We start from the raw sequence: 22,849 nt of genomic DNA on the forward strand, positions 1-22,849 counted from the left end.
ACGACGACGACCGCGCCCGCCGCCGCGGTCTGGTACTCGGCCGGCAGCAGGCCGACGGGATGAGCGAACTGCGCGGCTACGTCAGCCCGGAACTGCGCGCCACCCTGGAGGCCGCCTGGGCCAAACTGGCCGCACCCGGGATGTGCAACTCCGAGCAGAGCACCCCGACCGTCGACGGCACCCCCAGCGCCGAGGCCGTCGACGCCGATCGGCGCAGCGCCGCGCAGTTCGCTCATCCCGTCGGCCTGCTGCCGGCCGAGTACCAGACCGCGGCGGCGGGCGCGGTCGTCGTCGTTGAAGTTGCCGTCCGGGTTGAGGCAGTCGGCGAGCCGCTGGGCGAGCTTGCTGAGCTGCTCGGGGCGGAACGCGCGGGCGTGCCGGGCCAGTTCCTGCTCGGCCTTGGCGCGGGCGGGGCCGCCGACGAAGCCGGGCAGGTGACGCAGAAAACCGCGGATGACGTTGATGTGGCCCTCGCCGATGTCGCCGGCGCGCTGCCCGGCCGCGGTGTGCTCCAGCAGCGGCGGCAGCCGGTCGCCGGTCAGCGAGCGGCGCGGGCCGAGGTCGGCGGCCTCGTGGATGCGGCGGTTGGCGTCGGCACGGGTGATGGTGCATCGATCGGCCAGCGCGTGGGCCACGCTGCCGCCGAGTTCGGTCGGGTCGCCGCAGCGCACCAGCTCGTTGAGCAGCGGGTGTTCGACGGCCGGCAGCCGGCGCCGCACCTTCTCGCAGCGCTGCAGCAGCGCCAGACGTTCGCGGGTGCTCAGCGCGTCGCAGTCGAGGCCGAGCACCCGGTCCAGAGCGGCGTCGAGGCCGTCGAAGGCTTCGACGATCTCCTCGCGCGAACTGATCGAACGCATGTTCTAATAGTAGCGCGGCGGGGCGACACGACGCCCGGCAGAACAGCCGCTGAGCTGGAGTTATCCACAGTCCGGTGACTATCCACAGGGGACAGTAACGGCATCGGGAACGGAACGGGACCGGCCGGCGGCCGGGACCTCAAGGAGACTTCCGGGCCGCCGCCAGGAGACCGCTAGGACTTCTCCTCGTTGGGCCGCGGGAACCCGCCGCCGGACTTGAACAACGGGAAGACCACGTCGTCGAGTTTTCCCGCATCGCCGGCGGTGCGGTTGACCGTCGCCCCCCAGATGTTGCCGTCGGGGGAGAGCCGCAACGCCCAGGCGTGGCCGTGGTCATCCTGGCGGACCACGTCGGGGTCGGCGGTCACCGAGCCGCTGTCGGAGACCTGGACCACCACGGTCTGCTTGGTGTCGACCAGGTTGACCAGCACCATGCCGTCGAGCGCGGCGCAGCCGGCGATGCCGGGCTTGTCCGGCCAGGTCCACACCACCGAGGACTCCGACTCCTTGGTGATGCGCTGCAACCGGTCGCCGGTCGGGGTGCGGTCGGTGATGTAGAGCGACTGGTCGGCCGGGTCGAGACACAGGCCGCCGCCGGCACCCATCCCGCTCAGCGCGGTCGTCGGCGGCGCCTGCCCGACGGTGGTCGGCTGCTCGATGCGCAATACCTTGCCCGCCAGCGAGGCCGGATCGGCCGCCGCGGCCGGGTCCCCGGCGTCGCCGGTCAGCACGATCAGCGTGGTCGGGCTGGTGAAGACCAGCGCCCCGCTGTTGCCCGTCGGCCCCTTGGGGATGCCGGTGAGGATGTCCTTGGGCACGTCGCCGTCGGCGATGCGGATCACCCGGTTGTCGGTGGGGGTGGTGATGTAGGCGTACATCAGCCGGTCCTGCTCGTAGGTCGGCGACAGCACGATGTCCATCAGCCCGCCGTCGCCGGTCGGGTCGACGTCCAGGCTGGTCTTGACCGTCGGCTCCGCATCCACCGCGATGTTCTTGATCAGGCCGGTGGTGCGCTCGGCGACCAGCGCGGTCTTGCCGGTCGGGCCCATGATCAGCCCGCTGGTGCTGTCCAGACAGCCCTGCATCACCCCGGGCGCCGGGCATTCCTTGGGGAACGGTTCGGCGGGCAGCGGCGGGGGCGGCTTCGGGGTGGTCGGTGGCGGCGGTTCCAGCCGCGGGACCTCGGTGAACGGCTCGGACTGGGCGTCGTCGAAGTGGGCGCAGCCGGCCAGGGCCAGCAGCGCCGCGCACCCGAGGGCGAACATCTGCTGGCGTCTCCGGCGTTCACGCATGCCCGCCAGATTACGGTTCGCGGCGAGACACCCGCCACGCGACGTTGGCGCGGGGAAGGTAACGGTGTGGATACGCCCTGGAAAAGAGGCATCTCAAATCGCCAATTCGGCCGGTTCTGCCCTTACCCTGTCAGGCGTGCCCCGTCAATCCGATGATTTGCCCTGGCAGCGACCGGAGGATTCCGTGACCCCAAACCCTCCGCAGGCACCCGGTTCGCCGCGCCTGGTGGATCCCGAGGACGACCTGCCGTCGGCGGGCTACTCCGGCGACTTCGAGACCACCGCGATCCCGCCCTACAACCCCAACGACCCCGGCGGCAACCCGTCCAACTCGGGCTACAACCTGCTGCACGAACCCGAGCCGCTGCCCTACGTGCAGCCCGGCGGCGTCCAGCCGGGTGGCCGGCACGCCGCGCCCGACGACTGGGACGCCCACCACGAGGAGCGGGTGCGCGCCGCAGCCCGGCGCGGCACCCAGGACCTGGGACTGCTGGTGCTGCGCGTCACCCTCGGCGGGCTGCTGATCGCCCACGGGCTGCAGAACCTGTTCGGGTGGTGGGGCGGCGCCGGGCTCAGCGGGCTGAAGAACTCGCTGGCCGACGCCGGCTACCAGCACGCCGACCTCCTGACCTACATCGCCGCCGGCGGCCAGATCACCGCCGGCCTGCTGCTGGTGCTGGGCCTGTTCACCCCGCTGGCCGCGGCCGGGGTGCTGGCCTACCTGCTCAACGGCATGCTCGCCGCGATCAGCGCCGACTCCGGACGCTTCGCGTTCTTCCTGCCCGACGGCCATGAGTACCAGCTCACCCTGATCGCGCTGGCCGTGGCGATCATCCTGGTCGGGCCCGGCCGCTACGGCCTGGACGCCGGACGCGGTTGGTCGCGCCGGCCGTTCATCGGCTCGTTCCTGGCGCTGCTGCTCGGCATCGGCGGCGGCATCGCCATGTGGGTGCTGCTCAACGGGGCCAACCCGCTGGCCTGAGTCAGCGGTACGGGTTGGGCACCCGCCCGCCGCTGACCTCGGCGAGCCGGGGCAGCGTCCCGAACGTCACCGCGGGCAACCGCACCTCCGAGCCGTCGGTGAGATGGGCGCGCGCCCACGAACTCTTGGTGAACCGCAGCCCGTCGATCTGCGACCAGGAGATCCGCCGGCTGCCCAGCAGGCCGCGCGCGGTCACCCCGTCGGCGTCGGCCACGGTGCGCAGCCGGATGATCCACACCGAGATCGCCGCCGGGATCAGCAGCAACGGCAGGCTGAACGACCAGTTCAGCACCGGGATCATCAACCCGAGAGCGAAGAAGGCGACGGCGAGGTGGGCCATCGGCGAGATCTTGATCACGACGGGCGGGGCGGGCGCGTTCACCCGGGCATCATCGCACCGTCGACGGCTTCGCCGGTCGGCGGTGGCGGCCGGACCGGCCGGGCCGCTCGCCGGCCGGGCGATATTTGACGGCTGACCTGTGCGGAAGCTAGCGTTGAGGCGTGAACAACCGCGGCATGCTCGTAGTACTCGGTCGGCGCGTTGGCTGCTGACTAGCCCACCCCGGTTACTCGAGCACCAACGCGCAACCCTCGTGCAGCTGCTGGCTGGCGGGGGTTTTTGCTTGTCTCAGACCCCCAATGGACACCACCTGAAGAGGACATCGTGAGCGCACCCACCACGCGACCATCGCCCCGGTCCGCGGCGACCCGGGAGGAACCGAGTACCCCGACGGCGCCGCCGCCGCCGCGCCGGGTCGAGCCCGAGCAACTGACCGGCGCCGAGTCGGTGGTGCGCGCGCTGGAGGAACTCGACGTCGACGTCATCTTCGGGATCCCCGGCGGGGCGGTGCTGCCGGTCTACGACCCGCTGTTCGACTCGAAGAAAGTGCGTCACGTCCTGGTGCGCCACGAACAGGGCGCGGGCCACGCCGCCAGCGGCTACGCCCATGCCACCGGCCGGGTCGGGGTCTGCATGGCCACCTCCGGGCCGGGGGCGACCAACCTGGTCACCCCGCTGGCCGATGCGCAGATGGACTCGATCCCGGTCGTCGCGATCACCGGGCAGGTCGGCAGGCAGCTGATCGGCACCGACGCCTTCCAGGAGGCGGACATCTCCGGGGTGACCATGCCGATCACCAAGCACAACTACCTGGTGCGCAACGGTGACGAGATCCCGCGGGTGCTGGCCGAGGCGTTCCACATCGCCGCGTCCGGGCGCCCCGGGGTGGTGCTGGTCGACATCCCCAAGGACATCCTGCAGGGGCAGTGCACCTTCGCCTGGCCGCCGACGCTGCAGCTGCCGGGCTACAAGCCGAACACCAAGCCGCACAACCGGCAGATCCGGGAGGCCGCGAAGCTGATCACCGCCGCCAGCCGGCCGGTGCTCTACGTCGGCGGCGGCGTCATCCGCGGCGACGCCACCGCGGAGCTGGCCGAGCTGGCCGAGCTCACCGGCATCCCGGTGGTCACCACGCTGATGGCGCGCGGGGCGTTCCCCGACAGCCACCGCCAGCACCTCGGCATGCCGGGCATGCACGGCACGGTGGCGGCGGTCGCCGGGCTGCAGCGCAGCGACCTGCTGATCACCCTCGGCGCCCGCTTCGACGACCGGGTCACCGGCCAGCTGGACTCCTTCGCCCCCGACGCGAAGGTGATCCACGCCGACATCGACCCCGCCGAGATCGGCAAGAACCGGCACGCCGACGTCCCGATCGTCGGCGACGTCAAGGCCGTGATCACCGATCTGATCGCCGCGCTGCGCCGCGAGCTCACCGGCCCGCTGGAGATGACCGCCTGGTGGCGCTACCTCGACGGCATCCGGTCCACCTACCCGCTGAGCTACGGGCCGCAGAGCGACGGCAGCCTCAGCCCCGAGTACGTCATCGAGACGCTGGGCCGCATCGCCGGACCGGACGCGATCTACGCCGCCGGGGTGGGGCAGCACCAGATGTGGGCGGCGCAGTTCATCTCCTACGAGAAGCCGCGCACCTGGCTGAACTCCGGCGGGCTGGGCACCATGGGCTTCGCGATCCCGGCGGCGATGGGCGCCCAGATCGGTGCACCGGACGCCGAGGTGTGGGCCATCGACGGCGACGGCTGCTTCCAGATGACCAGCCAGGAGCTGGCCACCTGCGCGGTCGAGGGCATGCCGATCAAGGTCGCGCTGATCAACAACGGCAACCTGGGCATGGTCCGCCAGTGGCAGACCCTGTTCTACGGGGAGCGCTACTCGCAGACCGACCTGGCCACCCACTCGCGCCGGATCCCGGATTTCGTCAAACTGGCCGAGGCGCTCGGCTGCGTCGGAATGCGTTGCGAGCGTGCCGAAGACGTCGAAGACGTGATCAACGCCGCACGCGAGATCACCGACCGCCCGGTGGTGATCGACTTCATCGTCGGCGCCGACGCCCAGGTGTGGCCGATGGTGGCCGCCGGAACCAGCAACGATGAGATCCAGGCCGCCTACGGCATCCGGCCGCTCTTCGACGACGAGGACAACGAGGGGCACGCCTGATGACCGCGACCGACAATTACTCGATCACCACCCACACCCTGTCGGTGCTTGTCGAGGACACCCCCGGGGTGCTGGCCCGGGTGTCGTCGCTGTTCTCCCGCCGCGGCTTCAACATCGAATCGTTGGCGGTGGGCGCCACCGAGACCAAGGGCATCTCGCGGATGACGATCGTCGTCTCGGTGGAGAACACCCCGCTGGAGCAGATGACCAAACAGCTCAACAAGCTGATCAACGTCATCAAGATCGTCGAGCAGGTCGAGGAGAACTCGGTCTCCCGCGAGCTCGCCCTGATCAAGGTCCGCGCCGACGTCACCACCCGCGGGCAGGTGGTGGAGGCGGTGAACCTGTTCCGCGCCAAGGTCGTCGACGTATCCACCGAGTCGCTCACCGTCGAGACCACCGGCACGCCGGAGAAGCTCGAGGCGCTGCTGCGGGTGCTCGAGCCGTTCGGCATCAAGGAGATCGCCCAGTCCGGTCTGGTCACCCTGTCGCGCGGTCCGCGTGGCATGGGGTCGGGCAAGTAAGAGTTTTCCGCTGAATAACTGAAGGAGAAGAAACACGTGGCAGTGCAGACGTTCTACGACGACGATGCGGACCTGTCGATCATCCAGGGCCGCAAGGTCGCGGTGATCGGCTACGGCAGCCAGGGCCACGCGCACTCACTGAGCCTGCGCGACTCCGGTGTGCCGGTGAAGGTCGGCCTCAAGGAGGGCTCCAAGTCCCGGCCGAAGGTCGAGGAGCAGGGCCTGGAGGTCGGCACCCCGGCCGAGGTGGCCCGGTGGGCCGACGTGATCATGCTGCTGGCGCCCGACACCGCGCAGGCCGAGATCTTCAAAAACGACATCGAGCCGAACCTCAACGACGGCGACGCGCTGTTCTTCGGCCACGGGCTCAACATCCACTTCGACCTGATCCAGCCCGCCGACAACATCACCGTCGGCATGGTGGCCCCCAAGGGGCCCGGCCACCTGGTGCGCCGCCAGTTCGTCGACGGCAAGGGCGTGCCGTGCCTGATCGCGATCGACCAGGACCCGACCGGAAACGGTGAGGCGCTGGCGCTGTCGTATGCCAAGGCGATCGGCGGGGCGCGCGCCGGGGTCATCAAGACCACCTTCAAAGACGAGACCGAGACCGACCTCTTCGGTGAGCAGGCCGTGCTGTGCGGCGGCACCGAGGAACTGGTCAAGACCGGTTTCGAGGTGATGGTCGAGGCGGGCTACGCCCCGGAGTTGGCGTATTTCGAGGTGCTGCACGAACTCAAGCTGATCGTCGACCTGATGTATGAGGGCGGGATCGCACGGATGAACTACTCGGTGTCCGACACCGCCGAGTTCGGCGGCTACCTGTCCGGTCCGCGGGTGATCGACGCGGGCACCAAGGAGCGGATGCGGGAGATCCTGCGCGACATCCAGAACGGCAGCTTCGTCAAGCGGCTGGTCGCCAACGTCGAGGGCGGCAACAAGGAGCTCGAGGCGCTGCGCAAGGAGAACGCCGAGCACCCCATCGAGGTCACCGGCAAGAAGCTGCGCGACCTGATGAGCTGGGTGGACCGGCCGATCACCGAGACCGCCTGAGCCGCCGCGATTTCCGGCGTTTCGCCGAGGCAGAAGCCACGCAGGAAAAGTGCGAGAGCACACCTGCGTGGCTTCTGTTTCGCGGCGGCCGGGGCGGGCGGGGGAGTACGGCGGGCCGGATTACGGCGCCAGGTCGGGCAGTTCGCTGATGCCGAACTCGCGGTGCAGCACCGTGCGGGCGGCGTAGTAGCCGGCCATGCCGTGCACGCCGCCACCGGGCGGGGTTGCCGCCGAGCACAGGTAGGCGCCCTTGATGGGGGTGGCCCAGGGGTTGACCCGCGGGGTGGGGCCGGTCAGCGCGCGCCACACCGAGTTGCCGCCCACACCGATGTCCCCGCCCACGTAGTTGGCGTTGTGGTCGGCCATCCGGTCGGCGGGCACGCAGCGCGCGGCGACGACGAGGTCGCGGAAACCCGGCGCGAACCGCTCGACGACGGCGGTGACCGCCTCGGTCTGATCCAGCGGCGAACCGGCGGGCACGTGGGCGTAGGTCCACAGCGGGCGACGGCCTTCGGCGTCGATCCGGGCGGGATCGGCCAGGTGCGGTAGCGCGGCCAACACCATCGGCCAGTCGGGGTGGCGGCCGGCGGCCACGTCGGCCTCGGCGCGGGCCATCCGCTCACGGGTTCCGCCCAGGTGCAGGGTGGGGGCGGTCGCCAGGCGCGGATCGCGCCACGGGATCTCGCCGGAGAGCACGAAATCCACCTTGGTCACCCCGGCGCCGAAGGTGTAGCGGCGCAGCGCCTTGGCGTAGCGGCTCGGCAGGGCGTCGCGGTAGATGTCGAGCAGTGCGGTCGGGGCGGTGTCGTAGAGCACCACCCCGGCGGGCGGTTCGGTGACCTCGGTGCCGGTGGCCAACTGCCCGCCGTGGGCGCGCAGGTCGGCGATGAGGGCGTCGACGATGGCCTGGCTGCCGCCGACCGGGATCGGCCAGCCGACGGTGTGACCGAGGGTGGCCAGCATCATGCCGGCGCCGGCCGCGGTCAGCGACGGCATCGGCGAGATCGTGTGCGCCGCAACGCCGGTGAACAGTGCCCGGGCGTCGTCCCCGCGCAACAGCCCCCACGCCGGGGTCCCCTGTGCCAGCATCCGCAGGCCGAGTCGGGCGACCGTCACCGGATGGGACGGGATCGAGCGTTTGTCGCCGAGCAGGAACCCGACCACCGCGTCGTCGTGCCGCGCCATCGGTTCCAGCAGCCGCCGCCAGGAGCCGCCGTCGTCCAGTTCCGCGCAGGTGCGCGCCACGTCGCGGTAGGCGATCGCGGCGGGCCGGCCCTCCAGCGGGTTGGCGTAGGAGATCGGCGGGCTGACCAGCTGCACACCGCGGGCGGGCAGGTCGAACGCGGCGAAGAACGGGGAGGCCAGCGCCAGCGGGTGCACCGCCGAGCAGATGTCGTGCCGGACGCCGGGGAACTCCGGGTCCGCGGCGGTGCGGGCGCCGCCGCCGGGGGTGGGCTGCGCCTCGAAGACCTGCACCCGCAGCCCGGCGCGCGCGCAGATCACCGCGGCGGCCAACCCGTTGGGTCCGCTGCCGACCACGGTGACGTCCATACGGGGATGCTAGGGCGTTGATGCCGGGGTCGCCGGGTGGGCCCGCCCGCGGCCCGGCGGCGTCGGCGCGCCCATTAGGCTGGCCGGGTGAGCTTGCCCATTGTTCTGATCGCCGACAAACTCGCCGAATCGACCGTCGCCGCCCTCGGCGACCAGGTCGAGGTGCGCTGGGTGGATGGCCCCGACCGGCCCAAACTGTTGGCCGCGGTGCCGGAGGCCGACGCGCTGCTGGTGCGCTCGGCGACCACCGTGGACGCCGAGGTGCTGGCCGCCGCGCCGAAACTCAAGATCGTCGCCCGCGCCGGGGTGGGGCTGGACAACGTCGACGTCGACGCCGCCACCGCCCGCGGCGTGCTGGTGGTCAACGCGCCCACCTCCAACATCCACAGCGCCGCCGAGCACGCGATCGCGCTGATGCTGGCCGCGGCCCGGCAGATCCCGCCCGCCGACACCACGCTGCGCGAGCGCACCTGGAAGCGGTCGTCGTTCTCCGGCACCGAGATCTACGACCACACCGTCGGGGTCGTCGGGCTGGGGCGCATCGGGCAGCTGGTCGCCTCGCGGCTGGCCGCGTTCGGCGCGCACATCATCGCCTACGACCCGTACGTGTCGCCGGCGCTGGCCGCCCAGCTGGGCATCGAGTTGCTCAGCCTCGACGAGCTGTTGGCGCGCGCCGACTTCATCTCCGTGCATCTGCCCAAGACGCCGGAGACCGCCGGGCTGATCGGCCGGGAGGCGCTGGCCAAGACCAAGCCGGGGGTGATCATCGTCAACGCGGCCCGCGGCGGGCTGATCGACGAGGCGGCGCTGGCCGACGCGGTCGTCAGCGGGCACGTGCGCGCCGCCGGCCTGGACGTGTTCGCCACCGAGCCGTGCACCGACTCGCCGCTGTTCGACCTGCCGCAGGTGGTGGTGACCCCGCACCTGGGCGCCTCCACCGCCGAGGCGCAGGACCGGGCCGGCACCGACGTCGCCAAGAGCGTGCGGCTGGCGCTGGCCGGCGATTTCGTGCCGGACGCGGTCAACGTCGCCGGCGGCGCGGTCGGCGAGGCGGTGGTGCCGTGGCTGGACCTGGTGCGCAAACTCGGTGTGCTGGCCGGGGTGCTGTCCGACGGGCTGCCCGCTTCGCTTGGGGTGCAGGTCCGCGGTGAGCTGGCCGCCGAACAGGTTGAGGTGCTGAAGCTTTCGGCGGTTCGCGGGTTGTTCTCCGCGGTGATCGAGGACCCGGTGACGTTCGTCAACGCGCCGGCGCTGGCCCAGGAGCGCGGGGTGACCGCCGAGCTGACCGTGGCCAGCGAGAGCCCGAAGTTCCGCAGCGTGGTGGAGGTCGACGCGGTCGGCGCCGACGGCACCGTGGTCTCGGTCGCCGGGACACTCGCCGGCCCGGAGCAGGTCGAGAAGATCGCCAGCATCAACGGGCGCAACTTCGACCTGCGCGCCGAGGGGATGAACCTGATCATCAACTACGACGACCAGCCCGGTGCGCTGGGCAAGATCGGCACCCTGCTCGGCGAGGCCGGGATCAACATCGCCGCCGCCCAGCTCTCCGAGGACGTGGCCGGCCCCAACTCCACCATCCTGCTGCGGCTGGACAGCGACGTGCCCGCCGACGTGCGCGCGGCGATCGGCGCGGCGGTCGGCGCCAGCAAGCTCGAGGTGGTGGACCTGTCATGACCGCGTCGCTGAAACTGGCCGTCATCGGCGGCGACGGGATCGGCCCGGAGGTCACCGCCGAGGCGCTGAAGGTGCTCGACGTGGTGCTGCCCGGCGTGCAGACCACCGACTACGACCTGGGCGCGCGGCGCTATCACGCCACCGGGGAGGTGCTGCCCGACGGCGTGCTCGACGAGCTGCGCGCCCACGACGCGATCCTGCTCGGCGCGATCGGCGACCCGTCGGTGCCGTCGGGCGTGCTGGAGCGCGGGCTGCTGCTGACCGCGCGGTTCGCCCTGGACCACCACGTCAACCTGCGGCCGAGCCGGCTCTACCCCGGGGTGGCCAGCCCGCTGGCCGGGGATCCGCAGATCGACTTCCAGGTGGTGCGGGAGGGCACCGAGGGGCCCTACACCGGCAACGGCGGCGCGATCCGCACCGGCACCGTGTACGAGGTGGCCACCGAGGTCAGCGTCAACACCGCCTACGGGGTGGCGCGGGTGGTGCGCTACGCCTTCGAGCGGGCGCGGCAGCGGCGCAAGCACCTGACTTTGGTGCACAAGAACAACGTGCTGGCCTACGCCGGGTCGCTGTGGTCGCGCACCGTCGCCGAGATCGGGGCGGAGTACCCTGACGTGGAGACCGCTTACTGTCACGTCGACGCGGCCACCATCTATCTGGTCACCGACCCGGGCCGGTTCGACGTCATCGTCACCGACAACCTGTTCGGCGACATCATCACCGACCTGGCCGGCGCGGTCAGCGGCGGCATCGGGCTGGCCGCGTCGGGCAACATCGACGCCACCGGCACCAACCCGTCGATGTTCGAGCCGGTGCACGGCAGCGCCCCGGACATCGCCGGGCAGGGGGTGGCCGACCCGACCGCGGCGATCATGTCGGTCGCGCTGATGCTCGCCCACCTGGGCCATGACGCGGCGGCCGCGCGGGTGGACAAGGCCGTCGAGCAGCACCTGGCCAGCCGCGGCGACGTGGCGCGCTCGACCCGGGAGGTCGGCGACCGGATCGCGGGCCTGCTCTAGGCGTCCGTTAGGCGTCGGTGGCGAGTCGGCGGGCCGGCGGGTCGGCCGGCACCACCGGCATCGCGGCCAGCGGGAACAGGGCGCAGACCGCGAAGGCGACCGGATAGCCGAACACCCCGATCAGGCCGCCGAACAGCGGCGGGGCCACCGCCGCGGCGAACAGCTGGCTGGTGTTCTGGGCGCCCAGCGCCCGTCCGCTCCAGAACGGGCCGGCGATCTCGGCGATCGCGGTGAACGCCAGCCCGTTGTCGGAGACCGTGATCACCGAGGCGAGCACCATCACCGCGATCGCCAGCGGTGAGCCCAGCCGGTCGCAGATCGCCAGGGCCAGCATCGCCAGCGCCGCGGCGGCGGCGATGGTGCGGATCGGTTGCAGCCGGGAGCCGAGCCGGTCCGACCAGCGGCCGGCCGCGATCCGCCCGGCGGCGCCGAGCAGCTGGCTGACCGTGACCAGGGCGCCGGCGGCCGGTGCCGACCAGCCCCGCGAACTCATCAGCCACACCAGCATGAACGTCCACACCAGCACCTGCGGCACCACCAGCAGCACCGACATGGCGTGGATGCGCCACAGCAGCGCCGACCCGCGGTAGGGGTTGGCCAGGTGTTCGTCGGGCGCCTCGGCGCGCGGCGGGCGCGGCGGGTCGAGGACCCCCACGGCACAGGCCAGCGCCGCCACCGCGCAGATCGTCGCCGGGAACAGCAGCGCGACCCCGATGCCGTGCCGGGCCAGGTTGGGGATCACCAGCGCGCCGAGCGCGACCCCCAGCGGCTGGGCGGTTTGGCGGATGCCCATGGCCAGGCCGCGCTGATGGGCGGGGAACCAGCCGACCACCAGCCGCCCGCTGGCGGTGTTGCTCGACGCCGCGGCCATCCCGCCCAGCAGCAGGAAGACGCCGGTGCCGGTCAGGGAATCGGTTGCGGCGGCGCCGAATGCGGCTGCGGCGGTCAGCGCGGAGCCGGCCCACAGCACGCGCCGTTCCCCGGCGCGGTCGACCAGGTAGCCCCAGGCGATCAGGGTGAGCACCATGCCGAAACTCGGCAGCGCCGACATCAGCCCGGCGCGGGCGAGATCGAGTCCGCGGTCGCTGTGCAGGGTGGGGATGAGGAACGCGACGCCGTTGATGAACACGTTGGCGCACATCGTCGCGGCCAGGGCCAGGGCGAGCATGAGCCAGCGGCGGGCGGGACCGGCGCTCCGCGATGGCATCGACCGATGGTGCCACAGCGCGCGCGGCGGGGTTGCGCCCGCCGCCGCGGGCCCGACTTTGCCGCGCTCGGGTGCCGGAATGCGGTGTTAGGCTGCCGTAATGCCAAATCAGGAGTACGGGGGGCCGCCGTATGGCCAGCAGCCGCCGCAGGGCGGTCAGCCCTACGGCGCCCAGCCTTACGGGCAGCAGCCCTCCGGTTGGCCGCCCGCTCCCCAGGGCGGCCCGCCCCAGGGTGGCCCGCCCTACGGGAGCCCGCCGTACGGTGCTCAGCCCTATGGCGGGCAACCCTATGGGGCCGATCCCTATGGCGCCCAGCCGTACGGTGCTCAGCCTTATGGTGCCCAGCCCTACGGCGCTCAGCCGTACGGCGCCGGTCCCTACGGCGGATCCCCGTACGGCGAGTTGGGCGTGCCGCCGGGCGGTCCGCCGCCGACGAGCAAACTGCCGTGGATCATCGGTGCCGTCCTGCTCGTCCTGGTGATCCTGGTGGCCGCGGTGGTGATGCTGGCCGGCGGGTCCGACAAATCCGACAACAAGCCGTCGTCGACGCCGGGGAAACCGGGGGTGAGCACCAGCGCCAGCGAGGCTCCCGCCGAGGGCATCACCTACGAGATCACCGGAAGCAGCCGCGGTTCGTTGACGGTCACCTACATCGGCGCCGACGGCGTCGTCGACGAGACCGTGAGCAGCCTGCCGTGGTCGGTGACGGTATCGCCGGAGCCGATGTTTCCCAGCATTTTCGCCGTCCCGAGCGATTTCAGTGAGATGCCCGACATCACGTTCACGATCAAACGCGGCGGCGAGGTGCTCAAGAAGTGTGACGGCATGACACCGTGCGCGGTCTTGAGCAGTTGACCCGGTCGCCGCGCGGGCCGGCAGCCGGCTGACCCGGTTCGCCCGGGGCGCGGCGAATCCGGTGTTAGGCTGCCGCAATGACGAACCCGGAGCACGGCGGACCCGGCCCCGGCCAGCAGCCCCCGGTGTGGCCGGGCGCGGCCGACGACGCCCAGACCCAGGAGATCGCCGTACCGCAAACGCAGTTCGTGCCGGAGCGCCGGAGCAAGAAGCCGTGGCTCATCGGTGCGGCGGTGGCGGTGGTCGTGGTGCTGGTGATCGCCGCGGCAGCCGCATTGGCGAACCGGTCCTGGGACGGCAAGGACCGCGCTACCGCCGCGCCGGGCGAGGACACCACGAGCGTCGTGCCCGTCAACGAGGTCACCTACGAGATCACCGGTGATCTCGACGCACCGCTGGCGGTGCTCTACACCGACTTCGACGGCCTGCAGTTCAACGACACCGTCGCGCAACTGCCCTGGTCGATCACGCTGGCGCCGGAGCCACGGTTCCTCAGCTTCCTCGCCCGTCCGTTGGACCTCAACGATGAAGAGCCGGTGGACATCACGCTGCGGATCAAGCGCGGCAACACGGTGCTCAAGACCTGCGCGGGCATCGGGGTCTGCGATTACGCGACCACCTGAGCCGGCCCGGGCCACCGAGCCGGTGTGACTCTTCGCCGACGACCCCGACATCACGCTCGTCATCAAGCGCGGCGACGAGATCTTGCGACAGTGTGACACGGGTCGTATGTGCACGACGTTGGCTTGAGGGTGACTAACGGCTGGCTGACTCCGAATCGGTTGCCGCCGCGGTTCGCTCGCCTTTACCTGGCCGCGCGCCGACGGGAACCAGCGGCCACGCGGCGAGCACGACCACCCCGCACGCGACGAACGCCATCGGATAGCCGACCGCGCCGATGACGGCGCCGAAGACCGGGGGAGCGGCCGCGGCGGTCAGCCGCTGGCTGGTGTTCTGCGCACCTAGCGCACGCCCGCTCCAGTACGGTCCGGCCACCTCGGCGATCGCGGTGGAGGCCAACCCGTTGTCGAGCACCGTGATCACCGCCGCGGTGACGATCGCCGCGGTCGCCGCCGGTGAACCCAGGTAGGCGGTCACACCCAACAGCACCATCGCCACCGAACCGGCCACCGCCAGCGTGCGCACCGGCCGCAGCCGGGACCCGACCCGGTCCGACCAGCGGCCGGCCGCCACCCGGAACGCCGCGCCGAGCAGCTGCGCCAGCGTGACCAGCGCCCCGGCCGTGGTGATCGACAGGTGCTGCTCGCGGATCAGCCAGACCAGCATGAACGTCGAGATCACCGCCTGGGGCACCATCATCACCGCCGAGGTGGCGTGGATGCGCCACAGGAGCGACGACCCGCGGTAGGGGCTGGCGAGTTCCTCCGGCGGCGCGGCGGCCAGCGGCGCGCGCGGCGGATCGATCACCCCCAGCGCGCACGCCACCGCGGCCACCGTGCAGATCATCGCCGGGAACTTCAGCGCCGGCTCCAGGCCGTGCTGGGCGAAGCGGGGGATCACCATGGCGCCCAGCGCGATCCCCAACGGCTGGGCGGTCTGGCGGATACCCATCACCAGGCCGCGCTGATGCGCCGGGAACCAGCCCGCCACCAGCCGCCCGCTGGCGGTGTTGGCGCACGCGGCCGCCATCCCGCCCACGAACAGGAAGATCCCCACCGCCAACAGGGAATGCATCGAGGCGGCGGCGAAACACGCCGCGCCGGTCAACGCCATGCCGAAGCTGAGCACCACCCGCTCGCCGATGCGGTCCAGCAGGTAGCCCCACCCGTAGAGGGTCAGCACCATCCCGGCGCTGGGCATCGAGGCGAGCAGGCCGGCCTGGGCGAGGTTGGTGTCGCGTTTGCTCTCCAGCATCGGGATGACGAACGCGACCCCGTTGATGAAGGTGAAGGCGCACAACGTCGCCGCCAGCGAGACGATCAGGATCCACCATCGCGTCGCGGTGCTGATCGAGTCGGCGGCCACCGATCGATGGTGCCACACCCGGCGCGGCGACGCGGGGCGTGCGAACGGGCGCGGTGGTCAGCCGGTCTTGGCCATCACCAGTTTGTCGTGGCGGCGGTAGCTGCGGTCACCACCGGTCTCGGTGAAGCCGCGGCCGACGAACTTCCGGCGCGTCCAGTGACCGATCTCCTCGTTGAGCCGGGTCATCCCGGGGATCACCCGCTGGAACTCCATCACCCGGTTCACCGCCGAGATGCCCAGCACGGCCGCCTGCAACGGTTTGCTGTCCAGCAGGCCCAGCTGGTCGGCGTTGACCTTGCCCAACACCAGCCGGCTGTAGGAGGACAGCACCGCCCGCGCGACCGACATCGGCAGGTCGTCGTCGGGCTGGCCGCCGTGCAGCGCCTCGGCCAGCGCCTTGGAGTCCTCGTCGGGCAGGAATTCGGTGTCGGCCTGCAGCCAGAACATCCGCCAGGTGTCGGCCTCGTCGACCGGCATCAGCTCGCGGTCCACACCCATCAGCTGGCCCACGTAGCGCCACAGGTGGAAGACCGCGTCGCGTTCCCGCTCGGAGAACCGCAGCCCCATCGCCTGGCAGCCGACCAGGTTCGCCAGCGAGAACAGCATCACGGTGCCGGCCATCTGGGCCTGGTTGAGCGGGTGGTCCCAGTTCTCGAAATCCCAGTCCTCGCGGCGGCACATCGCCGACCGCACGATCGCGTGCATCAACCGCACCCGCAGCGTGCCGGTGAAGCCCGGCGCGAAACGCTCCAGCCCGCCCGGGGAGGTGGCGTCGATGAACCAGGTGGCGGTCTCGTTGAGCCGGCGCGGCGCCATCCGGCGCAGGTCCCCGGTGCCCACCAGCGGCTTGTCGGCCTTGGAGGCCAGGTACCCGCCGGTCAGCGCCAGGCCGGGCAGCGCGAACCCGATGCCCCACAGCCCGGTGCGCATGGTCACCCGCGCGGCGAGCGCGAGCTTGGCGTCGTCGAGCCAGTAGGGCCGCTCGTCGACCTGGGCGAAGAACGCGACCAGCTCCTCCGGCGGGTCGGTCACGGCGTCGATGCCCTGGTCCACGGCGATCTCGAAGAGCCGGCGGCCCTCTCCGGTGGGCAGCCGCTGGATCATCCGCACCACGTCGTCGGCGAGCGGGTCGCCGATCTGCGACCAGGCCCGAAACGATTCCCGCTGCGCTTCGGTGGCCGCCAGATCGCGTGGCGCCAGCACCCGCAGGAATACGTTGAACGGGAAATTCTGCAGGAAAGGCGGGGTGGGCAGCTTCTGGTCGGCGGTGGTCATCGTGGGGTTACCTCCCGTTCACGGCATCTGGTGACAGTCTTCACCAGATGTTCGGGGCGGTCAAGGGATGTGACAATGGGCGGCATGGCGGAGACGGCGCGGACCTACGGCGGCGCCACCGGAAGCGAGCGACAGTCCCGGCGGCAGGCGGCGCTGCTCGACGCGGCGCTGGACACCATCGCCGCCGACGGGGTCGCCGCGGTCACCGTGCGCGGGGTCTGCGTCCGCGCCCGGCTCAACGACCGCTACTTCTATGAGAGTTTCCGCACCGTCGACGAGTTGGTGCTGGCCGTCTTCGAGGAGCAGAACACCCGGGCGTTCGCCACGCTGCTGCCCGCCATCGAGTCCGCCCCGGCCGATCCGGTGCAGCGCGCCCGGGCGGCGATGAGCAGCGGGCTGGACTTCCTGTGCGCCGACAGCAGGCGCGGTCGGCTGCTGATCGAGGCGCAGACCACCGAGGCGCTGCGGTCCCGCTGGCGCGACCTGGTCAAGATGCTCGCCACCGTGATGGCCGAGCAGGGCCGGGCGCTGCTGGCCGGTCAGCAGCGGATCGATCCCGACATCGACCTGGCGGCGCTGACCCTGGTCGCCGGCGGCTTCGAGGTCGTGACGCTGTGGCTGCGCGGCGAACTCGACGTCAGCCGCGAGCATCTGGAGGACTTCCTGGTCACGATGGTCACCGCCCGCCAGCCGGCGCGCTGACGTCGCTAGGCTGTCACGAATGCACCTGGGTCGAATCGCCAGCCCCGACGGGGTCGCTTTCGTCAGCATCGAGGGTGACCCGCCGGCGGCGCGGGAAATCGCCGAACACCCGTTCGGCACTCCGACATTCACCGGCCGGTCCTGGCCGCTGGCCGACGTCCGGCTGCTGGCGCCCATCCTGGCCACCAAGGTGATCTGCGTCGGCAAGAACTACGCCGCGCACGCCGCGGAGATGGGCGGTGACGCCCCCGCCGACCCGGTGATCTTCCTCAAGCCCAACACCGCGATCATCGGCCCGAATGTGCCGATTCAGTTGCCCGTCAACGCCGCACCGGTGCACTACGAAGGGGAGCTGGCCGCGGTCATCGGCCGGCCCTGCAAGGACGTGCCCGCCGCCCGGGCCGCCGAACACATCCTGGGCTACACCATCGCCAACGACGTCTCGGCCCGCGACCAACAGCAGGCCGACGGGCAGTGGGCCCGGGCGAAAGGCCACGACACGTTCTGCCCGGTCGGCCCGTGGATCGTCACCGACGTCGACCCCGCCGACCTCGAACTGCGCACCGAGGTCAACGGCGAGGTCAAGCAGCGGAGCCGAACGTCGCTGATGCTGCACGACATCGGCGCCATCGTCGAGTGGGTCTCGGCGGTGATGACGCTGCTGCCCGGCGACCTGATCCTCACCGGCACACCGGAGGGCGTCGGCCCGATCGAGCACGGCGACACCGTCGCGATCACCGTCGAGGGGATCGGCACCCTGGCCAATCCCGTTGTCCGCAAAGGACTGCGCAAGGGAAGTAGTGCCGGCCGAGCAGAAAGCGGAGGAGAGCGATGACGGTCCGGGTCAGGTTCTGCCCGTCGCCCACCGGCACCCCGCATGTGGGGTTGATCCGCACGGCCCTGTTCAACTGGGCCTACGCCCGCCACACCGGCGGCACCCTGGTGTTCCGGCTGGAGGACACCGACGCCGAACGCGACAGCGAGGAGAGCTACCGCGCGCTGCTGGACGCGCTGCGCTGGCTGAACCTCGACTACGACGAGGGACCCGAGGTGGGCGGACCCTACGGGCCCTACCGGCAATCCGAGCGCAAGGACATCCACCGCGACGTGGTCGAACGACTCCTGGCGGCCGGCGAAGCCTACGAAGCGTTCTCCACCGCCGAGGAGGTGGAGGCGCGCCACCGCGCCGCCGGCCGCAACCCCAAACTGGGCTATGACAACCACGACCGCGACCTCACCGACGAGCAGCGCGCCGCGTTCCGCGCCGAGGGCCGCCGCCCGGTGCTGCGGCTGCGGATGCCCGACGAGGACCTGGTCTGGCACGACCTGGTGCGCGGCGAGACGGTTTTCGCCGCCGGCACGGTGCCCGACTTCGCGTTGACCCGCGCCAGCGGGGATCCGCTCTACACCCTGGTCAACCCGGTCGACGACGCGTTGATGAAGATCACCCACGTGCTGCGCGGCGAGGACCTGCTGCCCTCGACGCCGCGGCAGATCGCGCTCTACCGGGCGCTGATCCGGATCGGGGTCGCCGAGCGGGTACCCGAATTCGGGCACCTGCCCAGCGTTTTGGGGGAGGGCAACAAGAAGCTGTCCAAACGCGACCCGCAATCCAACCTGTTCGCCCACCGTGACCGCGGGTTCATCCCCGAAGGGCTGTTGAACTACCTGGCGCTGCTGGGCTGGTCGATCGCCGACGACCGCGACGTGTTCGACATGTCCGAGATGGTCGCCGCCTTCGACGTGGTCGACGTCAACTCCAACCCGGCGCGCTTCGACCAGAAGAAGGCCGACGCGATCAACGCCGAGCACATCCGGCGGCTGGCGCCGGCCGAGTTCGCTGCCCGGCTGGCGGCCTACTTCGCCGCGCACGGCCATGACACCGGCCTGTCCGACGAGCAGTTCGGCATCGCCGCGGAGCTGGTGCAGACCCGCGTCGTGGTGCTCGGCGACGCCTGGGCGCTGCTCGGTTTCCTTAACGACGCCGCCTACACCCTGGATCCACGCGCGGTCGCCAAGGAACTGCGCCCGCAGGCCCGCCCGGTGCTCGACGCCGCGGTCGGGGCGCTCGACGGGGTGGCGCGCTGGGCGGCCGCCGACATCGAGGCCGCGTTGAAAGCCGCGCTGATCGAGGGTCTGGAGCTCAAACCCCGCAAGGCGTTCGGGCCGGTCCGGGTGGCCGCGACCGGCTCGGTGGTCAGCCCGCCGCTGTTCGAATCCCTGGAGCTGCTCGGCCGCGAGCGCAGCCTGGCGCGGCTGCGCGACGCGGCCGCGGGCATCCCCGACGAAGTGGTCTGAAAATCTTTGGTAGTCTGCACCACGGCCCGTAATGGCCGGTCGCGGTGGCCCGCAGCTCGCTGGAAAACGGGCGAAATCCGCTGCGACCAGCGGTTTTGGCAGCTAATGGGGTATGGTGTAATTGGCAACACAGCTGATTCTGGTTCAGCCATTCTAGGTTCGAGTCCTGGTACCCCAGCGAAGTGCGCTCATCGAGCACGATTAGGTGGGCGCCCCGATGTGGGCTATGCTGGCAGCCCGGATCGGTTCTGGCCCCGTCGTCTAGCGGCCTAGGACGCCGCCCTCTCACGGCGGTAGCGTGGGTTCGAATCCCATCGGGGCTACAGCACAAAGTCCCCCATTCCACTCGGAATGGGGGACTTTCGTCTGCCGGGGCGCTAGCCGACGGCCGGGGCGGTGGAACCGCCCACCGGCATCGCCGGCAGGCCCAGCTTGCGATGGTCCCAGGACCGGGTGCGCCGCGGCACGATGCGCACCGCGATCCGCTTGTTCATCATCATGTCGACCGCCGGCTTCATCTCCTCGGAGTACGGCCCGGTGTAGCGCTCGAAGACGCTGACCCCGACCCGGAACAGCGTGTCGGCGTCCTCCTCGACGAGTTCGGCCACGCCCTCGAACGACACCCCGCGCAAGGTGTCGTAGGTGTGGCCGCCCTCGATGAGGAAGCTCACCCGCGGGTCGCGGCGCAGGTTGACCGCCTTCTGCGACTTCGCCTTGGTCTCCAGCCAGATCTCCCCGTCGAGCACGGCGTACCACATGGCGGTCAGGTGCGGCTGGCCGTCGCGGCCCACGGTGGCCAGCGTCCCGGTGCGGCTGGTGGTGACGAACTCGGCGATCTCGGCTTCGGACATGACGATCTGTGCGCGCTGATTGGTTCCCATGCGCCCAAGTCTGGCAGGCGCTCACAGCCGCTGGGTCAGCGCGTCGGCGGCGCCGACCAGGTCACCGGCCCACCGCTCGCCGGGGCGTCTGCCCATCCGGTCGATCGGCCCGGAGACCGACACCGCGGCGATCACCTCGCCGCGGGCGTCGCGCACCGGTGCGGAGACGCTGGCCACCCCCGGCTCGCGCTCGGCGGCGCTCTGCGCCCAGCCGCGGCGGCGCACCTCGGCCAGGGTGCGTTCGCCGAACCGGGCCTGCGGCAGCACCGCCCGCTGGGTCTCCGGGTCGGCGTAGGCCAGCAGCACCCGCGCGCCCGAGCCGGCGGTCATCGGCAGCCGGGCCCCGATCGGGACGGTGTCGCGCAGCCCGGCGGCCGGCTCCAGCGCGGCGACGCAGACCCGCCAGCTGCCGTCGCGGCGGTAGAGCTGCACGCTCTCCCCGGTGGTTTCGCGCAGCTGGGGCAGGATCGCCGCGCCGGCGGCCAACAGCGGGTCGGTGACGTGGGCGGCCAGCTCGGTGACCGCGTGGCCCAGCTGCCACCGGCCGTCGCCGTCGCGGGCGAGCAGCCGGTGGACCTCCAGGCCGGCGGCCAGCCGGTGGGCGGTGGCCCGCGGCAACCCGGTGCGGTCGCACAGTTCGGCCAGCCCGCAGGGGGACTGCGAGACCGCCCAGAGCACCCCCACGGCTTTGTCGAGCACGCCGATGCCGCTATCCTGTCTCATAGAGAGATATTAACGTCTCAGATTGTGAGATCATAATGAACGAGCAGCCGCGCACGATGGCGCAGAAGGTGTGGGACCAGCACGTGGTGGTCTCCGGCGGCGGCACCGAACCCGACCTGATCTACATCGATCTGCACCTGGTCCACGAGGTCACCAGCCCGCAGGCCTTCGACGGTCTGCGGCTGGCCGGGCGGCCGGTGCGCCGGCCCGACCTGACCATCGCCACCGAGGATCACAACGTGCCGACGATCCACATCGACCGGCCGATCGCCGACCCGGTGTCGCGCACCCAGGTCGAGACGCTGCGCCGCAACTGCGAGGAGTTCGGCATCCGCCTGCACCCGATGGGCGACATCGACCAGGGCATCGTGCACATCATCGGCCCGCAGCTCGGGCTGACCCAGCCGGGCACCACCGTCGTCTGCGGGGACTCCCACACCTCCACCCACGGCGCCTTCGGCGCGCTGGCGATGGGCATCGGCACCTCCGAGGTCGAGCATGTGCTGGCCACCCAGACCCTGTCGCTGCGGCCGTTCAAGACGATGGCGGTCAACGTCGACGGCGAGCTGCCGCCCGGGGTCAGCGCCAAGGACCTGATCCTGGCGGTCATCGCCAAGATCGGCACCGGCGGTGGTCAGGGCCACGTCATCGAGTACCGCGGCAGTGCCATCGAGGCACTGTCGATGGAGGCCCGGATGACGGTGTGCAACATGAGCATCGAAGCCGGTGCCCGGGCCGGCATGATCGCCCCGGACGCCACCACCTACGAGTTCCTGCGCGACCGGCCGCACGCCCCGCGCGGGGCGCAGTGGGACGAAGCGGTGGCCGCATGGGACCGGCTGCGCACCGACGAGGGCGCCGAGTTCGACACCGAGGTCTACCTCGACGCCGCCGAACTCAGCCCGTTCGTGACCTGGGGGACCAACCCGGGTCAGGGTGTCCCGTTGGGCCAGGCCGTCCCCGACCCGGAGATGATGGTCGACGAGGTCGCCCGCCGCGCGGCGGAGAAAGCCCTGGCCTACATGGACCTTCAGCCCGGAACCCCGATGCGCGACATCGGCGTGGACGTGGTGTTCGTCGGGTCCTGCACCAACGGGCGCATCGAGGACCTGCGGGTGGTCGCCGAGGTCCTGCGCGGCCGCACCGTGGCCGACGGGGTGCGGATGCTGATCGTGCCCGGCTCGATGCGGGTGCGCGCCCAGGCCGAAGAAGAGGGGCTGGGCGAGATCTTCACCGCCGCGGGCGCCCAGTGGCGCCAGGCCGGCTGCTCGATGTGCCTGGGAATGAACCCCGACCAGTTGTCTGCCGGGGAGCGTTGCGCCTCAACCTCGAACCGCAACTTCGAAGGCCGGCAGGGCCGCGGCGGGCGAACCCACCTGGTGTCGCCCGCGGTCGCCGCCGCCACCGCGGTGCGCGGGACCCTGTCCTCCCCGGCCGATCTGGACTGACCCCACCCG

The 22,849-nt window shown here is 71.3% G+C and carries 20 protein-coding genes, 2 tRNA genes and 2 pseudogenes; 15 read left to right on the forward strand and 9 right to left on the reverse strand.

The window, feature by feature from the left end; translation table 11 throughout:
• Positions 1–236 (forward strand): annotated as a pseudogene (locus tag A5643_RS18925) (DUF222 domain-containing protein); the annotation flags it as partial.
• Positions 237–275: 39 nt separating this feature from the next.
• Here the strand turns inward: A5643_RS18925 and A5643_RS18685 are convergent.
• A pseudogene (locus A5643_RS18685) lies at positions 276–857 on the reverse strand (DUF222 domain-containing protein); the annotation flags it as partial.
• A gap of 173 nt (positions 858–1,030) precedes the next feature.
• On the reverse strand, positions 1,031–2,149 hold the full coding sequence (locus tag A5643_RS09610) for a PQQ-dependent sugar dehydrogenase (protein ID WP_066854308.1): 1,119 nt from the start codon (positions 2,147–2,149) through the stop codon (positions 1,031–1,033).
• Positions 2,150–2,285: 136 nt separating this feature from the next.
• Between A5643_RS09610 and A5643_RS09615 the strand changes: the two genes are divergently transcribed.
• Positions 2,286–3,131 (forward strand): DoxX family protein, encoded by an 846-nt coding sequence (locus A5643_RS09615; RefSeq protein WP_066854310.1) that lies wholly within the window; start codon positions 2,286–2,288, stop codon positions 3,129–3,131.
• A 1-nt stretch (position 3,132) separates the two neighbouring features.
• Here A5643_RS09615 and A5643_RS09620 read toward each other — a convergent pair whose 3' ends face one another.
• Positions 3,133–3,471: a PH domain-containing protein gene (locus A5643_RS09620; RefSeq protein ID WP_066854457.1), complete on the reverse strand. Its 339-nt coding sequence runs from the start codon at positions 3,469–3,471 to the stop codon at positions 3,133–3,135.
• Between the two features lie 324 nt (positions 3,472–3,795).
• Between A5643_RS09620 and A5643_RS09625 the strand changes: the two genes are divergently transcribed.
• Genes A5643_RS09625 through ilvC form a run of 3 tightly spaced genes read left to right on the forward strand, consistent with a single transcriptional unit; the run spans position 3,796 to position 7,220 of the window.
• On the forward strand, positions 3,796–5,646 hold the full coding sequence (locus A5643_RS09625; protein ID WP_066854312.1) for an acetolactate synthase large subunit: 1,851 nt from the start codon (positions 3,796–3,798) through the stop codon (positions 5,644–5,646).
• On the forward strand, positions 5,646–6,170 hold the full coding sequence (gene ilvN, locus A5643_RS09630; RefSeq protein ID WP_066854313.1) for an acetolactate synthase small subunit: 525 nt from the start codon (positions 5,646–5,648) through the stop codon (positions 6,168–6,170). Before A5643_RS09625 ends, ilvN begins: the two co-directional genes overlap by 1 nt.
• A gap of 36 nt (positions 6,171–6,206) precedes the next feature.
• On the forward strand, positions 6,207–7,220 hold the full coding sequence (gene ilvC / locus A5643_RS09635; RefSeq protein WP_066854315.1) for a ketol-acid reductoisomerase: 1,014 nt from the start codon (positions 6,207–6,209) through the stop codon (positions 7,218–7,220).
• Between the two features lie 120 nt (positions 7,221–7,340).
• Here the strand turns inward: ilvC and A5643_RS09640 are convergent, their stop codons facing one another.
• Entirely contained in the window at positions 7,341–8,771 is a 1,431-nt protein-coding gene (locus A5643_RS09640; protein ID WP_066854317.1) for a phytoene desaturase family protein, read from the reverse strand.
• Positions 8,772–8,858: 87 nt separating this feature from the next.
• Between A5643_RS09640 and serA the strand changes: the two genes are divergently transcribed.
• Positions 8,859–10,445: a phosphoglycerate dehydrogenase gene (serA, locus tag A5643_RS09645; protein ID WP_066854319.1), complete on the forward strand. Its 1,587-nt coding sequence runs from the start codon at positions 8,859–8,861 to the stop codon at positions 10,443–10,445.
• 8 nt (positions 10,446–10,453) lie between these two features.
• Positions 10,454–11,464 (forward strand): 3-isopropylmalate dehydrogenase, encoded by a 1,011-nt coding sequence (locus A5643_RS09650; protein WP_066854459.1) that lies wholly within the window; start codon positions 10,454–10,456, stop codon positions 11,462–11,464.
• 7 nt (positions 11,465–11,471) lie between these two features.
• Here the strand turns inward: A5643_RS09650 and A5643_RS09655 are convergent, their stop codons facing one another.
• Positions 11,472–12,671 (reverse strand): MFS transporter, encoded by a 1,200-nt coding sequence (locus tag A5643_RS09655; RefSeq protein WP_066854321.1) that lies wholly within the window; start codon positions 12,669–12,671, stop codon positions 11,472–11,474.
• Between the two features lie 100 nt (positions 12,672–12,771).
• Between A5643_RS09655 and A5643_RS18185 the strand changes: the two genes are divergently transcribed.
• The gene (locus tag A5643_RS18185) at positions 12,772–13,527 is read left to right on the forward strand and encodes a hypothetical protein (RefSeq protein WP_156628730.1); all 756 of its coding nucleotides are present in this window, start codon (positions 12,772–12,774) and stop codon (positions 13,525–13,527) included.
• Between the two features lie 77 nt (positions 13,528–13,604).
• On the forward strand, positions 13,605–14,150 hold the full coding sequence (locus A5643_RS09665; protein WP_066854324.1) for an MmpS family transport accessory protein: 546 nt from the start codon (positions 13,605–13,607) through the stop codon (positions 14,148–14,150).
• Positions 14,151–14,283: 133 nt separating this feature from the next.
• On the opposite strand, the gene A5643_RS09670 is transcribed toward A5643_RS09665, so the two are convergent.
• Entirely contained in the window at positions 14,284–15,513 is a 1,230-nt protein-coding gene (locus A5643_RS09670) for an MFS transporter (RefSeq protein WP_066854327.1), read from the reverse strand.
• A gap of 57 nt (positions 15,514–15,570) precedes the next feature.
• Positions 15,571–16,788 carry an oxygenase MpaB family protein gene (locus A5643_RS09675; RefSeq protein ID WP_066854329.1) on the reverse strand — a complete coding sequence of 406 codons (1,218 nt, stop codon included), beginning with the start codon at positions 16,786–16,788 and terminating at the stop codon, positions 15,571–15,573.
• An 84-nt stretch (positions 16,789–16,872) separates the two neighbouring features.
• Between A5643_RS09675 and A5643_RS09680 the strand changes: the two genes are divergently transcribed.
• The 5 genes from A5643_RS09680 to A5643_RS09700 all read left to right on the forward strand — a co-directional run bounded on the left by A5643_RS09680 (position 16,873) and on the right by A5643_RS09700 (position 20,111).
• Positions 16,873–17,490, forward strand: a complete 618-nt coding sequence (locus A5643_RS09680; protein WP_066854461.1) for a TetR/AcrR family transcriptional regulator — start codon at positions 16,873–16,875, stop codon at positions 17,488–17,490.
• Between the two features lie 19 nt (positions 17,491–17,509).
• Complete coding sequence (locus A5643_RS09685; RefSeq protein WP_066854331.1) at positions 17,510–18,325, forward strand: fumarylacetoacetate hydrolase family protein; 816 nt, start codon at positions 17,510–17,512, stop codon at positions 18,323–18,325.
• A complete protein-coding gene (gltX, locus tag A5643_RS09690) occupies positions 18,322–19,788 on the forward strand; it encodes a glutamate--tRNA ligase (protein WP_066854333.1) in 1,467 nt (488 codons plus the stop codon). The genes A5643_RS09685 and gltX overlap by 4 nt, the downstream gene beginning before the upstream one ends.
• Positions 19,789–19,894: 106 nt before the next feature.
• Positions 19,895–19,966 (forward strand) — tRNA-Gln (locus A5643_RS09695).
• A 72-nt stretch (positions 19,967–20,038) separates the two neighbouring features.
• A tRNA-Glu gene (locus A5643_RS09700) sits at positions 20,039–20,111 on the forward strand.
• 54 nt (positions 20,112–20,165) lie between these two features.
• On the opposite strand, the gene A5643_RS09705 is transcribed toward A5643_RS09700, so the two are convergent.
• On the reverse strand, positions 20,166–20,669 hold the full coding sequence (locus tag A5643_RS09705) for a pyridoxamine 5'-phosphate oxidase family protein (RefSeq protein WP_066854335.1): 504 nt from the start codon (positions 20,667–20,669) through the stop codon (positions 20,166–20,168).
• 21 nt (positions 20,670–20,690) lie between these two features.
• Entirely contained in the window at positions 20,691–21,392 is a 702-nt protein-coding gene (locus A5643_RS09710) for an IclR family transcriptional regulator (RefSeq protein WP_066854337.1), read from the reverse strand.
• 35 nt (positions 21,393–21,427) lie between these two features.
• Here A5643_RS09710 and leuC point away from each other — a divergent pair, with 35 nt between their 5' ends.
• Positions 21,428–22,840 carry a 3-isopropylmalate dehydratase large subunit gene (leuC, locus tag A5643_RS09715; RefSeq protein WP_066854339.1) on the forward strand — a complete coding sequence of 471 codons (1,413 nt, stop codon included), beginning with the start codon at positions 21,428–21,430 and terminating at the stop codon, positions 22,838–22,840.
• Positions 22,841–22,849: the final 9 nt, after the last annotated feature.

Source organism: Mycobacterium sp. 1274756.6 (assembly GCF_001668625.1).
Taxonomy (GTDB): Bacteria; Actinomycetota; Actinomycetes; order Mycobacteriales; family Mycobacteriaceae; genus Mycobacterium.

What these genes read in the sequence shown, in the direction of transcription:
- A5643_RS09665 (WP_066854324.1), top strand. Translation starts at nt 13,605, where the DNA reads ATGACGAACCCGGAGCACGGCGGACCCGGCCCCGGCCAGCAGCCCCCG.
- A5643_RS18185 (WP_156628730.1), top strand. Translation starts at nt 12,772, where the DNA reads ATGCCAAATCAGGAGTACGGGGGGCCGCCGTATGGCCAGCAGCCGCCG.
- A5643_RS09610 (WP_066854308.1), bottom strand. Translation starts at nt 2,149, where the DNA reads ATGCGTGAACGCCGGAGACGCCAGCAGATGTTCGCCCTCGGGTGCGCG.
- leuC (WP_066854339.1), top strand. Translation starts at nt 21,428, where the DNA reads ATGAACGAGCAGCCGCGCACGATGGCGCAGAAGGTGTGGGACCAGCAC.
- A5643_RS09655 (WP_066854321.1), bottom strand. Translation starts at nt 12,671, where the DNA reads ATGCCATCGCGGAGCGCCGGTCCCGCCCGCCGCTGGCTCATGCTCGCC.
- A5643_RS09710 (WP_066854337.1), bottom strand. Translation starts at nt 21,392, where the DNA reads ATGAGACAGGATAGCGGCATCGGCGTGCTCGACAAAGCCGTGGGGGTG.
- A5643_RS09620 (WP_066854457.1), bottom strand. Translation starts at nt 3,471, where the DNA reads ATGGCCCACCTCGCCGTCGCCTTCTTCGCTCTCGGGTTGATGATCCCG.
- A5643_RS09680 (WP_066854461.1), top strand. Translation starts at nt 16,873, where the DNA reads ATGGCGGAGACGGCGCGGACCTACGGCGGCGCCACCGGAAGCGAGCGA.
- ilvN (WP_066854313.1), top strand. Translation starts at nt 5,646, where the DNA reads ATGACCGCGACCGACAATTACTCGATCACCACCCACACCCTGTCGGTG.
- A5643_RS09705 (WP_066854335.1), bottom strand. Translation starts at nt 20,669, where the DNA reads ATGGGAACCAATCAGCGCGCACAGATCGTCATGTCCGAAGCCGAGATC.
- gltX (WP_066854333.1), top strand. Translation starts at nt 18,322, where the DNA reads ATGACGGTCCGGGTCAGGTTCTGCCCGTCGCCCACCGGCACCCCGCAT.
- A5643_RS09685 (WP_066854331.1), top strand. Translation starts at nt 17,510, where the DNA reads ATGCACCTGGGTCGAATCGCCAGCCCCGACGGGGTCGCTTTCGTCAGC.
- A5643_RS09675 (WP_066854329.1), bottom strand. Translation starts at nt 16,788, where the DNA reads ATGACCACCGCCGACCAGAAGCTGCCCACCCCGCCTTTCCTGCAGAAT.
- A5643_RS09640 (WP_066854317.1), bottom strand. Translation starts at nt 8,771, where the DNA reads ATGGACGTCACCGTGGTCGGCAGCGGACCCAACGGGTTGGCCGCCGCG.